The sequence below is a fragment of the Streptomyces sp. NPDC059785 genome, from assembly GCF_042732375.1.
GTDB lineage: Bacteria > Actinomycetota > Actinomycetes > Streptomycetales > Streptomycetaceae > Streptomyces.
In genome coordinates this window covers 160,019-172,654 of the sequence record NZ_JBHWHV010000005.1, presented here as the reverse complement: position 1 = coordinate 172,654, position 12,636 = coordinate 160,019, and the positions used below count along the sequence as shown (strand labels likewise).

General features: G+C 70.1%; 13 protein-coding genes and 1 tRNA gene. 7 read left to right on the top strand and 7 right to left on the bottom strand.

The window, feature by feature from the left end; translation table 11 throughout:
* Nucleotides 1–58: 58 nt before the first annotated feature.
* Together ACFV6E_RS05700 and ACFV6E_RS05695 are read left to right on the top strand one after the other, a co-directional pair.
* The gene (locus ACFV6E_RS05700) at nt 59–1,507 is read left to right on the top strand and encodes an FG-GAP-like repeat-containing protein (RefSeq protein WP_385459554.1); all 1,449 of its coding nucleotides are present in this window, start codon (nt 59–61) and stop codon (nt 1,505–1,507) included.
* Nucleotides 1,508–1,562: 55 nt separating this feature from the next.
* Nucleotides 1,563–2,021 (top strand): VOC family protein, encoded by a 459-nt coding sequence (locus ACFV6E_RS05695; protein ID WP_385459626.1) that lies wholly within the window; start codon nt 1,563–1,565, stop codon nt 2,019–2,021.
* An 8-nt stretch (nt 2,022–2,029) separates the two neighbouring features.
* Here the strand turns inward: ACFV6E_RS05695 and ACFV6E_RS05690 are convergent, their stop codons facing one another.
* Entirely contained in the window at nt 2,030–2,215 is a 186-nt protein-coding gene (locus tag ACFV6E_RS05690) for a DUF397 domain-containing protein (protein ID WP_385162186.1), read from the bottom strand.
* A gap of 11 nt (nt 2,216–2,226) precedes the next feature.
* Nucleotides 2,227–3,051 (bottom strand): helix-turn-helix domain-containing protein, encoded by an 825-nt coding sequence (locus ACFV6E_RS05685; RefSeq protein WP_385459552.1) that lies wholly within the window; start codon nt 3,049–3,051, stop codon nt 2,227–2,229.
* 207 nt (nt 3,052–3,258) lie between these two features.
* On the opposite strand from ACFV6E_RS05685, the gene ACFV6E_RS05680 reads away from it, so the two are divergent.
* The 3 genes from ACFV6E_RS05680 (at nt 3,259) to ACFV6E_RS05670 (ending at nt 6,298) form a co-directional block, all read left to right on the top strand.
* Nucleotides 3,259–3,684, top strand: coding sequence for an ATP-binding protein (locus tag ACFV6E_RS05680; protein WP_385459550.1), 426 nt, complete (start codon nt 3,259–3,261; stop codon nt 3,682–3,684).
* 92 nt (nt 3,685–3,776) lie between these two features.
* Nucleotides 3,777–5,234 (top strand): integrin-like protein, encoded by a 1,458-nt coding sequence (locus tag ACFV6E_RS05675; RefSeq protein ID WP_385459548.1) that lies wholly within the window; start codon nt 3,777–3,779, stop codon nt 5,232–5,234.
* 59 nt (nt 5,235–5,293) lie between these two features.
* The gene (locus ACFV6E_RS05670) at nt 5,294–6,298 is read left to right on the top strand and encodes a Yip1 family protein (RefSeq protein WP_385459546.1); all 1,005 of its coding nucleotides are present in this window, start codon (nt 5,294–5,296) and stop codon (nt 6,296–6,298) included.
* A gap of 78 nt (nt 6,299–6,376) precedes the next feature.
* On the opposite strand, the gene ACFV6E_RS05665 is transcribed toward ACFV6E_RS05670, so the two are convergent.
* Both ACFV6E_RS05665 and dcd read right to left on the bottom strand, forming a co-directional pair.
* Nucleotides 6,377–6,874: a phosphoribosyltransferase gene (locus ACFV6E_RS05665; RefSeq protein WP_385161719.1), complete on the bottom strand. Its 498-nt coding sequence runs from the start codon at nt 6,872–6,874 to the stop codon at nt 6,377–6,379.
* Nucleotides 6,875–6,912: 38 nt separating this feature from the next.
* The gene (gene dcd, locus ACFV6E_RS05660; RefSeq protein WP_385161717.1) at nt 6,913–7,488 is read right to left on the bottom strand and encodes a dCTP deaminase; all 576 of its coding nucleotides are present in this window, start codon (nt 7,486–7,488) and stop codon (nt 6,913–6,915) included.
* A gap of 612 nt (nt 7,489–8,100) precedes the next feature.
* Between dcd and ACFV6E_RS05655 the strand changes: the two genes are divergently transcribed.
* A tRNA-Gly gene (locus tag ACFV6E_RS05655) sits at nt 8,101–8,174 on the top strand.
* A gap of 280 nt (nt 8,175–8,454) precedes the next feature.
* Nucleotides 8,455–9,021, top strand: coding sequence for a Uma2 family endonuclease (locus ACFV6E_RS05650; protein ID WP_385161715.1), 567 nt, complete (start codon nt 8,455–8,457; stop codon nt 9,019–9,021).
* Between the two features lie 744 nt (nt 9,022–9,765).
* Here the strand turns inward: ACFV6E_RS05650 and ACFV6E_RS05645 are convergent.
* From ACFV6E_RS05645 to ACFV6E_RS05635, 3 genes are read right to left on the bottom strand one after another with little or no spacing between them, the layout of a single operon-like run.
* Nucleotides 9,766–10,530: a siderophore-interacting protein gene (locus tag ACFV6E_RS05645; RefSeq protein WP_385459544.1), complete on the bottom strand. Its 765-nt coding sequence runs from the start codon at nt 10,528–10,530 to the stop codon at nt 9,766–9,768.
* A 32-nt stretch (nt 10,531–10,562) separates the two neighbouring features.
* Nucleotides 10,563–11,441 (bottom strand): ABC transporter permease, encoded by an 879-nt coding sequence (locus tag ACFV6E_RS05640; protein ID WP_385161711.1) that lies wholly within the window; start codon nt 11,439–11,441, stop codon nt 10,563–10,565.
* Entirely contained in the window at nt 11,438–12,595 is a 1,158-nt protein-coding gene (locus ACFV6E_RS05635) for an ATP-binding cassette domain-containing protein (protein ID WP_385459542.1), read from the bottom strand. The genes ACFV6E_RS05640 and ACFV6E_RS05635 overlap by 4 nt, the downstream gene beginning before the upstream one ends.
* Nucleotides 12,596–12,636: the final 41 nt, after the last annotated feature.

Below are 12,636 nucleotides of genomic sequence, written 5' to 3'. Positions count from 1 at the left end.
CGGGTCCGCTCACGTGTACCGGAGCGGACCCGGCCCGCGTACCGCGGAGAAAGGCCACATGCGCACCCGCGCCCTCCTCCTGAGTGCCGCCTGCCTCACCGGCGGCCTGCTCGCGCTCCCCACCACCGCCTCCGCCGCGCCCTCGGGCCTGGCGGGCGACTTCAACGGTGACGGCTACCGCGATGTCGCGATCGCCGCGCCCGCCGCCACCGTCGGCGGCAAGACCTGGGCCGGCCAGGTCGTCGCCGTGTACGGCTCGTCGACCGGCCCGAACCCGGCCAAGCGGACGGTCATCAGCCAGAACACCTCCGGCATCCCCGGCGCGGCCGAGAAGGACGACCGGTTCGGCGACCAGATCGCCACGGCCGACCTCAACCGCGACGGCTACAGCGACCTCGTCATCGCCGCCCAGCACGAGGCCGTGGGCAGCAAGGAGGACTCGGGCACGGTCGTCATCGTCTGGGGCTCCAAGTCGGGCCTCTCCGGGGGCACCACGGTCAAGAACCCGCAGCCGCTGTACGGCAGTTACTTCGGCCTGAGCATCGCGGCGGCCGACTTCACCGGCGACGGCAAGCCCGACCTGGCCATCTCGGCGCAGAGCGACACCGGCTCCAACCCGTACCGGATCCGCCTGATCCGCGGCCCGTTCGCCAAGTCCGGCTCCACCGGCAGCGTCTCGTCCTACACGCCCGGCGTCGACAAGCCCGGCCTCACCGCGGGCAACGTCGACAAGGACGCCAGGGCCGACCTGGTCGTCACCGGTCAGCAGACCAACAAGGACGTCCTCGCGGCGGCCCGCTACTACAAGGGCACCGCGAGCGGCCTCAGCAAGGCGTCCACCAACCTCCGCGCCGGTACGACGGCCGCGATCGGGGACCTCGACGGCGACGGGTACGGCGACATCGCCCTCGGCAACCCCGACGAGCCGGACACCGAGCCCTCGGGCTCGAAGGGCGGCGAGGTCAGCGTCGTCTACGGCACGTCGTCGGGCCCGAGCGCGTCCCGCCGTACGACGCTCACGCAGAGCACCGCCGGGGTGCCGGACGCCGCCGAGTACGGCGACCGCTTCGGGGAGGCCGTGGCGATCGGGGACCTCGACAAGGACGGCCGCGCGGATCTCGCGATCGGCGCACCCGGCGAGACGTTCGGCGACGACACGCTCTACCTGCCCAGCGCGGGCGCCCTCACCCTCCTGCGGGGCTCCGCCTCGGGCGTCACCACGACGGGCGCGGTCTTCCTCACCCAGGACAGCCCCGGCGTACCGGGCGCGCTGGAGGGCGGGGACCGGTTCGGGTCCCGGCTGCTGACCTCGGACGTCGACCGCGACGGCCGGGCCGACCTCACGGTGATCGCCGACAACGAGAACGACGGCTCGGGCGCGGCGTGGCACCTCCCCGGTGCGGCGACCTCCCTCTACTCCACGACCAGGTCGGCCAGCTTCGGCCCGACGAAGATCGGCCTCTCCAGCAAGCAGAACGGGGCGTTCGGGAGTGCCCTGACGGGCTGACCGACGCGTCCGCCGGCGCGACACTGGGTCCATGACTGAAGGCGTGCCCGAAGACATGAACGCGGCCGGTACGGGTGTCGGCCCCGGGCCCGGTACGGGGCTGGACCGGGCCCGGGTCTCCACCCGGCTCCCGGTCCAGGACCTGGACCGGGCCCGGCGCTTCTACGCCGAGAAGCTGGGCCTGGAGCCGGTGGACGAACGCCCGGGGGGCCTGCTGTACCGGTGCGGCGACGCGGAGTTCCAGCTCTTCCGCTCCGCGGGCGCCTCGCCCGGCACCTTCACGCAGATGTCCTGGCGGGTGGCGGACATCGAGGCGACGGTGTCGGAACTGAGGCGCCGTGGGGTGGTCTTCGAGGAGTTCGAACTTCCCGATGTGTACGGGGGTGGCCGGACGACCGGCGGAATCGTGCAGGTGGAGGGCCACTTCCGCGAGTCCGGCGCCCGCGCGGACCGGGGGGCGTGGTTCCGGGACAGCGAGGGGAACCTGTTGAGCGTGGGCCAGCCGGTGCATTGAGGGTGGCGTCAGCGCTGCTCACGCAGGTGACGTATCAGCCCGGCGAGCGCGGTGCCGGTGGCACTCAACACAGTGCCGGGCTGGTCGCTTTCACGGAGCAAGCGGGCTCCGCGGGTGGCAGCGACTTCAACGCAGTTGGACGAGTCGTCGCCGCCGGAGAACGACGACTTCTGCCATGCGATGACTGAGGGCATGTCGAGACCTTTCACATCCGCTGCACGAGCTGGTGGATGAAGTCCTTCGACTCTACGGCGCCCAGCGCGACGTTCTCCATCCGCTGGAGGATGCCTCGATACCGGTTGAGCTGTGCCTCCGCATCCAGGAACTCTCCGCCGTACGAGGTGTCCGCCAGGAAAGTGTCCAGTTGCGCAACGGGACCCCCCGCGCACACCAACGGCGTGTCGATGCCCACGAACCCCTCGACCTCGAACGGGATCACGTGCACGGCGACGTTGGGGCGCTCGGCCTCCTCCAGGATGTGCACCAACTGGTCCCGGGCGACCTTCGCGTCAGCCGCTTTGATCCGCAGCGCCGCCTCATGGACGACCGCCGTGTAATCCAGCGTGTCCAGCACGCCCTGCCGCTGCTTGCGGAACCGCACCCGCGCGGCGACGTCCTCCGCCGACAACTGGGGCACCGACGCGGCGAAGATCGCCCGTACCTGGTCCTCCGTCTGGAACAAGCCGGGGATGTGCACGGCCTCGAACGTCCGCAAGTACCGCGCGTGGTGCTCCAGTTCGGCCAAGTCGAGGTAGCCAGACGGCACCAGTCCCCGGTACTCCTCCCACCAACCGCGCACCCGCTCGGTGGCCATCGACACCAGCGCGTCCACCAAGGCGGCGTCATCGCACGTGTACCGCACCGCCAGTTGCCGCACCCGCTCCGCGCTCACACCGACCTTCCCCGCCTCCGTCATGGACAGCTTGGTCTGCGCGATCCCCGTAACCTCCGACGCCTCGCGGATCGACCACCCGGCCAGTTCCCGCAGCTTGCGAAGCTCGGCGCCCAGCCGAGCCTGACGTGCGGTCACGACGCTTCTCGCCGGCATCCGGTCGTCCTTTCACGGGAGTTGGACGTCCAGTATCCCAGCTTCGCTTGACCGGGGTGAGTACTCACCCCTACCGTCAGTGATGAGCTAACCACTCCCCGGAGCGGAAGTGCACCCCCTCGCCGCGCCATGGCGAGGCGACAGAGCCACCGTCTCCCCCTCACCTCCTCACCCCCCACTGGAGCCCGCATGCCCATGCCCGGCCCGGGGCCCGCCCCCTGGGAGTACACCCTCTACATCCCCCACGACCCCCGCGCCGTCGGAATCTGCCGCCGCGCCCTCCGTGACATCCTCACCACCCACCACCTCCCGACCCTCCTCGAACCCGCGGAGCTGCTCGCCTCCGAGCTGCTGGGCAACGCCATCCGGCACACCAAGGGCCCCGCCGCACTCAAGCTCAGACAGTCCGGCCCCTCCTTCCGCCTCGGCGCGTGGGACACGGACCCCACCCCGCCGCCGACGACGTACCCCCGTACGCACGACGAGCACGGCCGCGGCCTGCGCCTCGTGGACGCGTACGCCGACGACTGGGGCTGGTTCCAGGTCAGCGCGGCGAGCGGCGCGGCGGGGAAGTACGTCTGGTGCGAACTCGACGCGAAGAGCGGCCCGGGGTGACACAACCCCACCCATCCCCCGGGTGTCCAACAGGTGAACCGCCCCCCACCCGCAGGACGCGGTCAGTCACCCCTCGGAGCCCAGGAGCCCCCGTGCGCATACGGACGTACGCCCTCGCCGCCGCGGTCGTCGCGGCGACCACCGCACCACTCGCCTTCGCCACCGCGGCGAACGCCGCGCCCGCAGCCGAGCCCAGCCCCGTCACCAGCGACTTCAACGGTGACGGCTACGCGGATCTCGCGGTCGGCGTGCCGGACGGCGCGGTCGACGGCAAGGCGAAGGCCGGTTACGTGAACCTCGTATGGGGCGGCGCGAAGGGCCTCGGCGCCCACGGCAGCACCCGCATCACGCAGGCCACACCGGAGGTGCCCGGCACGCCGGAGGCGGGTGACCGCTTCGGCGCCTCCGTCGCGCTGGTCGACATGAGCGGAGACGGTTACGCGGAGCTGCTGGTCGGCGCTCCCGGGGAGGACGTCACCGGCCGTGGCACGGACGTGGGTGTGGTCGTCGGCATCGGCGGCGCGAAGAAGGGCACGGGCCCGGGGGCGAACGTGGCCGTGGGCCCGTCCACGTCGGCGGCCTACGGCCTGTCCGTCGCCGCGGCGGACCTGACCGGCGACGGCAGCCGGGACATAGTCATCGGCGGCAAGGACAAGGTGGTGGCCCGCACCGCCGACGGGATCAGTACCACCGTCTTCGAGGGCGCCATGGGCGGCCGGGCCCCGGTCCTGGCCACCGGCGACTTCACGGGCGACGGCACGGACGACCTGGCGGTGGCGTACTGGACGGTGGACGACCCCTTCACCCAGTCGCACGTAAGACTGTGGTCGTGGGACGCGGCCGAGCAGTCCATGGCCAACACCTGGAACACGGACAACGCGGGCGTCACGGCGCTGGCGGCGGGCGACTTCGACGGTGACGGCCTGGACGACCTGGCACTCGGCGAGTGCCGGGAGATCGCCGACGAGAACATCGACGACCCGTGCGGCCCGGAGGAGTACACCAAGGGCGGTGGCATCCACATCCACTACGGGGACGCGAAGTCCTTCGGCATCCGCAGCCAGACCCTGAACCAGGACACCGTAGGGGTCTACGGGCGCGCCGAGGACGGCGACCGCTTCGGCGCCGCCCTGGCCGTCGTCGACCAGAACGGCGACGGCCGCGACGACCTGCTGGTGGGCGCGCCGGGCGAGGCGATCGGCACCCGGGCGGGCGCGGGCGCGGTCACCCTCCTGTTCGGCCACTCGACCGGCCTGGTGGACGCGTTCGGGGAGGCGACGTCGGTGGCGTACAACCAGGGCACGCCGAAGGTCCCCGGCGCGGCGGAGGCGGGCGACGCCTTCGGCGCGGCGGTCGCGACGGGCGATTACGATCACGACGGCTCCGTGGACGCGGCGGTCGGCTCGCCCGGCGAGAACTCCGCCTCCGGCGGCGTCTGGACCCTGCCGCACGTCGCGGCGGCCGGCTCCGTCGCCCTCACCCCGGCCAAGCTGGGCCTGCCGTCCCCGTCAACCGCCCTCAAGTACGGCGCGCCCCTGAGCAGCCACTGAGGTTCCACGGGGGCACCCCCTAAGGCCTCCGGGGCGTCTCTCCCCATCCCCCTTAAGGGATGTCACAGCTCGGCCGCAAAGCCGGGCCCGTCCCCCCGGGCCCGGCACACCGTACGCCGGGAGCAGGTACGTTCGTTGACGTGGCTGGATTCAGGATCGGACGCGGCCGGGACAACCGCACGGCGCAAGGGCGACCGCAACAACACCCGCAGCAGTACGGGCAGCAGGGCCAGGGCCCGTCGTACGGCTACCCCAACGCGCCTCAGCAACCGTACGGCGGCGGCGGACAGCCGTACGGCGGCGGGCAACCGTACGGCGGCGGGCAGCAGAGCGGCTGGCCCCAGGCAGGTGGTGGCGGCGGCAACGGCGAGCCGGAGTACTTTGGGGACGGCCAGGGCCACCAGGGCCCGGACCCGTACGCGGCGAACCAGCCGGGCCACACGCAGGCGTTCGCCATCGGCGAGGACCCCTACAACCAGGGCGAGACCTACCGGGCCGGCCAGGCGCCGCCCCCGCCGGTGGGCCCGCGCCTGCACTGGAAGGACCTCCTCAAGGGCGTCGTCGTCAGCCCGAACCAGACCTTCCTCCAGATGCGCGACTACGCGATGTGGGGCCCGGCCCTCGTCGTCTCGTTCCTCTACGGCCTGCTCGCCGTCTTCGGCTTCGACGGTGCCCGCGAGGACGCGATCAACGCGACCCTCTCCAACGCCGTACCGATCGTCCTGATCACCGGCATCGCCTTCGTCATCAGTACGTTCATCCTCGGCGTCGTCACACACACCCTGGCCCGCCAGCTCGGCGGCGACGGCGCGTGGCAGCCGACGGTCGGCCTGTCCATGCTGATCATGTCGATCACGGACGCCCCGCGCCTGGTGGTCGCGATGTTCGCCGGCGGCGACGCGTCCTTCGTCCGGATCCTCGGCTGGGCGACGTGGGTGGCGGCCGGCGCCCTGCTCACCCTCATGGTCACCCGCTCCCACGACCTGCCGTGGCCGAAGGCCCTGGCGGCGTCGGCGATCCAGCTGATCGCGATCCTGTCGATCATCAAGCTGGGCACGTTCTAGCGCCGCTGTCCGCCGTAGCCAAGAGTCGGGCCCGCCCTCGCAAGCGAGGGCGGGCCCGACTCTTGGCTGATGCACCCGTCAGGCGTCGAGAACCTGCCCGGACCGCTTGATCACGGGCGGCTCGACACTCCACGGGAAATTAATCCAGTCATTCGTCCGCTTCCACACGTACTCACACTTCACCAGCGAATGAGACTTCTCATAGACGACGGCGCTGCGGACCTCGGCGACGGTGTCGACGCAGAAGTCGTGCACGAGCTTGAGCGTCTTGCCGGTGTCGGCGACGTCGTCGGTGATCAGGACCTTCTTGTCCGAGAAGTCGATCAGGTTCGGCACGGGCGCGAGCATGACCGGCATCTCGAGGGTGGTGCCGACGCCGGTGTAGAACTCGACGTTCACGAGGTGGAGGTTCTTGCAGTCGAGAGCGTAGGCGAGCCCGCCGGCCACGAAGACACCGCCGCGGGCGATGGACAGCACTATGTCCGGCTCGTAGCCGTCGTCGGCGATGGTCTGCGCCAGCTCGCGCACGGCACCCCCGAAGAGGTCCCAGCTCAGGTTCTCCCGCACATCACTCATATGACTCTCACTGCTCTCGCCGTTCTGTGTTCTGTCTCTCAGACCTGGGTCCGGTGGAAGTTGAGGTAGGACCGGGAGGCGGTCGGCCCGCGCTGGCCCTGGTACCGGGACCCGTACCGGTCGCTGCCGTAGGGGAACTCGGCCGGCGAACTGAGCCGGAACATGCAGAGCTGCCCGATCTTCATGCCCGGCCAGAGCTTGATGGGAAGGGTCGCGAGATTGGAGAGCTCCAGCGTCACGTGCCCGGAGAAGCCGGGGTCGATGAACCCGGCGGTGGAGTGGGTGACGAGCCCGAGCCGCCCGAGCGAGCTCTTGCCCTCGAGCCGCGAGGCGAGGTCGTCGGGGAGACTGATCACCTCGTACGTGCTCGCCAGGACGAACTCACCGGGGTGCAGGATGAAGGGCTCGTCCCCGTCGGGCTCGACGAGCCGCGTCAGGTCCGTCTGCTCGACGGAGGGGTCGATGTGCGGGTAGCGGTGGTTCTCGAACACCCGGAAGTAGCGGTCGAGACGGACGTCGATGCTCGACGGCTGCACCATGGATTCGTCGTAGGGATCGATCCGGACCCGCCCGGAGTCGATCTCGGCCCGGATGTCCTTGTCTGAGAGAAGCACGCCCCGAGGATACGCAAGGCGCGCGGACCAGCCACAATCGTGCCGATCCGCGCGCCCGCGTCACTACTGCGTGTCCCGCGTACAGCTACTGCCTGTCCCGCGTCCCGCTCGCTTCGTACTGCCCGCTCTTACAGCCCGCTCTCGCTATCCCGCGTACCGCTTCTCCAGAGTCACCGGTACGACACTGCGGAGCCGTGCACACCGCGGACACCGAAGCAGTCGGCCGGGCCCGAGCCGTTCGGCCTGCTGCATCGGGAACGAAGCGGTGTTGAACACGTGCCCATCGGCACAACGGACGACGGTGGTGCGCTCCATCAAGTCCTCAGAGTCCCTTCCCCAAGAGCCGCGTCTGACTGACGACGAAAGCCACATTAGGGGATGAACGGGATGGCCCTCCAGGCGGCACTCCGGTCCCGGCGCCACCCCTGCACCACGCCTCCACCGTACGCCCCAACTGGTGCCCCTCGCAGCCGCGTCCATGCTTCCGAGAAGCTTCCGAAAACGACGCGACCCCACGGCGTGAACACCGCGGGGCTGATACGAGGCCTGGCACCGACCCTGCCATGGGGTAGAGTGAGCGAGCATTCGACACCGGCCCAACCGGCGTCTTACGCGGGTGTAGTTTAATGGTAGAACATCAGCTTCCCAAGCTGAGAGCGCGAGTTCGATTCTCGTCACCCGCTCCATGATTAAGGCCCAGGTCAAAGACCCGGGCCTTTTTGCTGTGTGTGGTTGCCAGTCGCCGCATGCCAGATCCGCGCCATCGCTGCGGCACACGGCTGACACACACCGAGTCACTTACCCGATCCACGCGTCCGCAGGTCGACGGCCCGGCCCGCCTGCCAAGCACGCTCCGGAAATCGGTCACGAGCCGAGGCCGGCACAAAGCGTCCGTCCGGCGAGGCCGGGCCAGTACGCTGTTCGCAGCGGGATCGGGCCCGCCGCTCAATACCCGGGAGGCATGACATGACTGCCGAGATGGTGGCCCCGGCGTGGATGCACGAGCAGATCACGGCGGAGGAGTACGAGTCGTGGTCCGAGGAGCAGTGCGCCGGTATCGAGATCGTGGACGGGATGGTCGTCGTGAGCCCGAGCGCCTCGAAGCGCCATAACCGGCTGGCCCGGATTCTCGCGAACGCCCTGGACGCCGCAGCGGGCCCCGACTGGAACGCCGATACTGACTTCGACGTCCGTCTCCAAGACGTTCCACTCACCAATCGCCGCCCGGACGTCGTCGTCTACCGCGCGGACACGATCGACGTCACACCGACCCGGCCCGAACACGTACTGCTGGTGGTCGAGGTGGTGTCGCCGGGCTCGGAGACCACCGACCGCATCGTGAAGGTCGACCAGTACGCCAAAGCAGGCATCGGCTTCTACTGGCGCATCGAGCAGGCCGCGACGGGCGTCCCCCTCGTCTACACATACGTCCTCGATCCCGCGACGAAGACCTACCGGAACGGAGACGTGTTCACCGGTGTCCTCAGGGTCACCGCCCCCTTCCTGGTGGAGATCGACGTCAGCCAGATCTGATCCGAGGCGGCAGAATCCCGCGCGGGGCAATAGGACAGACGCGCACGAGACGCTCCGCTGAGCACATCGCTCGTCGAACCCCGGATACGTCGGGCCAACCGCGGGCCGGAGACGGGCCTTCCGGCCGGAGCCAGCGGCCCGCGGTCTCGGCGCCAACGGCGGCTGCCCGGCCCTACGGTGTTCCGCTGGCATCCAACGTTGACATCAACGCCTACGGACAACCGTGGCAACCGGCAGACGCTTACGGCACTCGTGCGCGCGTTGCGCTGCAACTACGCCGGGCCGAGGTCGAACTCCTGAAGCGGTGGTCACGGCTACCTGCGACGCCGGACGTACCAGACCACGGTCAGCACAACCAGGAACGAGAGCACGAACGCCCAAATGGTTGTCGCTGTGTCGTTGGACCGGTACACGATGGCAAGCATGCATGGACGGATACCCGGCATGCAGCACGCCAGCCCTCGCACCACAAGCGCACCATATCGAGCGGGGAACGAGGGGGAATCATGGGGAAAGCGGTCGAGCCCGACGAGGCCACGGCTCGATGGTTCGCCCAGGTCAGCTACCGATCGCGCCCCAAATGACCGCAGCTTCCCAAGCTGAGAGCGCGAGTTCGATTCTCGTCACCCGCTCCACTATGAGCCCCCAGGCCATTGGCCCGGGGGTTACTTGTTATCCAGTCACGGACTCGTCCCACTCCCTGCTGGACGGCAGCGGTTGTCCCGTGCAGGTGGCTGCGTCGGTCTATTCGAGGCCCCGTTTTCCTGGCGTCCAGAACGCTTTGACCGAGATGGTGGACCGGGCCGGCCAGCCGCGGTCCTGGACCAGGTGCCGACGGGCGGCGGCGCAGGTCTTGGCTTCGCCGGCGATGTAGGCGTGGCCTGGTTCGTCCGGGAGTTGGAGGGAGCGGAGGGCCTGGACGAGTGGGGTGGAGCGTTCGGCGCCGGCGCCGTGCCGGGACAGCCAGGTGACCTGCTCGGCGTGGGGCAGGGGAAGGCGGTCCGCCTCGTCGTCGACTTCGATGACGCCGTGGGCCGGCGTGTCGGGGTCGAGGGATCGGAGCATGCCCCCGAAGGCGACTTGTGCCGTCTCCTCGCCGACGAAGAGGTGGTAGGCGGCCGGGCGGAGCACGAACTTGCCCTCGGGACCCTTGAAGTACACGTCGTCGCCGACGGCGACCTGACGGGACCAGCGGGCGCCGGGCCCGTCACCGTGGTCGAGGACGCACAGGTCGATGCTCATGGTGGCCGGGTCGTGGTGCCACACCGAGTAGGTCCGCAGCGCGTCCCGGAACCCTTCTCGCAGCGCCTGGAGGGAGAGCAGGTCACTGACGAGTACCCGGAGGTGCTGGCCGGGGGTGAAGCTCAGGGAAGCGAGGCGGGGGCCGCTGAGCCGGATGCGGCGCATCCGGGCCGCGATCTGTTCCACCTCGGTGACGGCGGATCGGACGAACAACCGGCCGGCAAGCCGATCGCCGAGGGTGTCGGGGGTGGTGCCGGATGTGCCCATGGATACTCCGATCATCGACGTCTGACCGACATCTAGTGGCTGGCGCGGGTGCGGTAGAGATGGACGGCGGCGGCGGCGAAGACGGCCGTGATGCCGACGGACCAGATGAGGCTGGCCGCGACGGGGTGCTGCATGGTCCAGGCGCTGGAGGTGGCGGCGGGGTCGGGGTTGCCGAAGAGGTGGCGGCCGGCGGCGGCGAGGACGCTGACGGGGTTCCAGTAGGCGAAGGCCTGGAGCCAGCCGGCCAGGTGGTTCACCGGGATGAGGGCGGTGGAGACCATGCCGAGGAGGAACAGCAGCAGGAGGCGGGTCTGATCCGCGCCTTCGACGTTGCGGATGACCAGGCCGAGGCAGAGCATGAGCCAGTCGATGGCGTAGGCGAAGAGGAGTACGAGGGCGAAGGCGGCGATGGTGTCTCCGACGCCGTGGTGGGGACGCCACCCGATGATCACGCCGGTGACGGCGACCACGGCGATGGCCAGGGCCGAGGTGGCGAGGTCGGCGATGCTGCGGCCGAGCAGGACCCCGGCGCGCGACATGGGCAGGGACCGGAACCGGTCGATGATCCCTTCGCCCATGTCGGCCGCGATGGCCACCGCGCTGCCGCCGGCGGCGTTGACCATGGTGAAGCCGAGCATGCCGGGGATGAGGTAGGAGTGGAACTGGTCGGTGGTGGTGTGAGCGCTCCCGGTGGCGAGGCTGATGGCGGGGCCGATCACATAGCCGAAGAGCAGGATGAACATGATGGGCATGACGGTCACGTCGAGCAGGGACTCGGGTTCGCGCAGCGTCTTGGAGATGTTGCGCCGGGCGATGACGGCGGTGTCGACCAGCAGGCGGCGGGCACCGCTGCGCCGGCGGGGTACGGCCAGGACCTGAGACGGGGCGGCGAGGGTCGGGGCGGAGGTCATGCCGACGCCTTTCGGGAAGCCGACGGGGTGGCGGTGCCGGTTGCGGTGCCGGTTGCGGTGCCGGTTGCGGTGCCGGTTGCGGGTCCGGTGGTGGCGGTCCCGGTTGCGGCTCCGGTGGTGGCGGTCCCGGTTGCGGCTCCGGTGGTGGCGGTCCCGGTTGCGGCTCCGGTGGTGGCGGTGCCGGTTGCGGCTCCGGTGGTGGCGGCGTGACCGGTGAGGGTCAGGAAAACCTGGTCGAGGCTGGGCTCTTGTGCGCTGAGCAGGTCGACGTGGATGCCTGCCCCTGACAATGCGCTGATCAGGTCGCCGGCGATGTGTGCCCGCTCGCCGGCCAGCAGCCGGAGCCGGCGGCCGTCGGTGTCGACCTGGATGGGGCGGGTGGCGAACCCGGTCGCCTCGATCAGGTCGGCGGCGGCGGACAGGTCGCTGTCGGCGGCGATGGTGACGACCAGTTCGGTGGCTCCGACCGCCGTTTTGAGTTCGCTCGGCGTGCCCTCGGCGACGACCCGGCCGTGGTCGATCACCGCGATCCTGTGAGCCAGATGGTCGGCTTCTTCGAGGTATTGGGTGGTGAGCAGCACGGTCGTCCCCTGGGCGACGACATCGGTCACCGTCTCCCACAGCCCGAGGCGGCTGGCGGGGTCGAGACCCGTGGTGGGCTCGTCGAGGAAGAGTACCCGTGGGGTGGTGACCAGGCTGGCGGCCAGGTCGAGACGCCGTCGCATGCCGCCCGAGTAGTTGCCCGCGGCCCGATCGGCCGCGTCGGCCAGATCGAAGCGGTGGAGCAGGTCAGCGGCTCGGCTCTTGGCCTGGCGGTGGGAGAGGCCGCTGAGCCGGCCGAGCATGACCAGGTTGGCCCGCCCGCTCTGGAACCCGTCGATCGAGGCGTACTGGCCGGTCAGGCCGATCAACTCCCGCACCCGTCCCGGCTGGGCCAGAGCGTCGTGGCCGGCGACGCGCACCTGGCCGGCGTCGGGGCGGACGAGCGTGGCCAGCACCCGCACCGCGGTCGTCTTGCCCGCACCGTTCGGCCCGAGAAGCCCGAACACGGTGCCCGCCGGCACCACCAGGTCCAGCCCGTCGAGGGCGACGGTCGAGCCGAACCGCTTGACCAGTCCCCTGGCGTCGATGATCGGCCCATCTGTGCTCGCCACAGCGGCTCCTTCTCGCTACGTTTCGCCGAAAATCCGATCGA

Bases quoted from the DNA above. Each gene is read 5' to 3' on its own strand.
- ACFV6E_RS05700 (WP_385459554.1), top strand. From the start codon at position 59: ATGCGCACCCGCGCCCTCCTCCTGAGTGCCGCCTGCCTCACCGGCGGC.
- ACFV6E_RS05670 (WP_385459546.1), top strand. From the start codon at position 5,294: ATGTCACAGCTCGGCCGCAAAGCCGGGCCCGTCCCCCCGGGCCCGGCA.
- ACFV6E_RS05645 (WP_385459544.1), bottom strand. From the start codon at position 10,530: ATGGGCACATCCGGCACCACCCCCGACACCCTCGGCGATCGGCTTGCC.
- ACFV6E_RS05680 (WP_385459550.1), top strand. From the start codon at position 3,259: ATGCCCATGCCCGGCCCGGGGCCCGCCCCCTGGGAGTACACCCTCTAC.
- ACFV6E_RS05665 (WP_385161719.1), bottom strand. From the start codon at position 6,874: ATGAGTGATGTGCGGGAGAACCTGAGCTGGGACCTCTTCGGGGGTGCC.
- ACFV6E_RS05640 (WP_385161711.1), bottom strand. From the start codon at position 11,441: ATGACCTCCGCCCCGACCCTCGCCGCCCCGTCTCAGGTCCTGGCCGTA.
- ACFV6E_RS05690 (WP_385162186.1), bottom strand. From the start codon at position 2,215: ATGCCCTCAGTCATCGCATGGCAGAAGTCGTCGTTCTCCGGCGGCGAC.
- ACFV6E_RS05650 (WP_385161715.1), top strand. From the start codon at position 8,455: ATGACTGCCGAGATGGTGGCCCCGGCGTGGATGCACGAGCAGATCACG.
- ACFV6E_RS05695 (WP_385459626.1), top strand. From the start codon at position 1,563: ATGAACGCGGCCGGTACGGGTGTCGGCCCCGGGCCCGGTACGGGGCTG.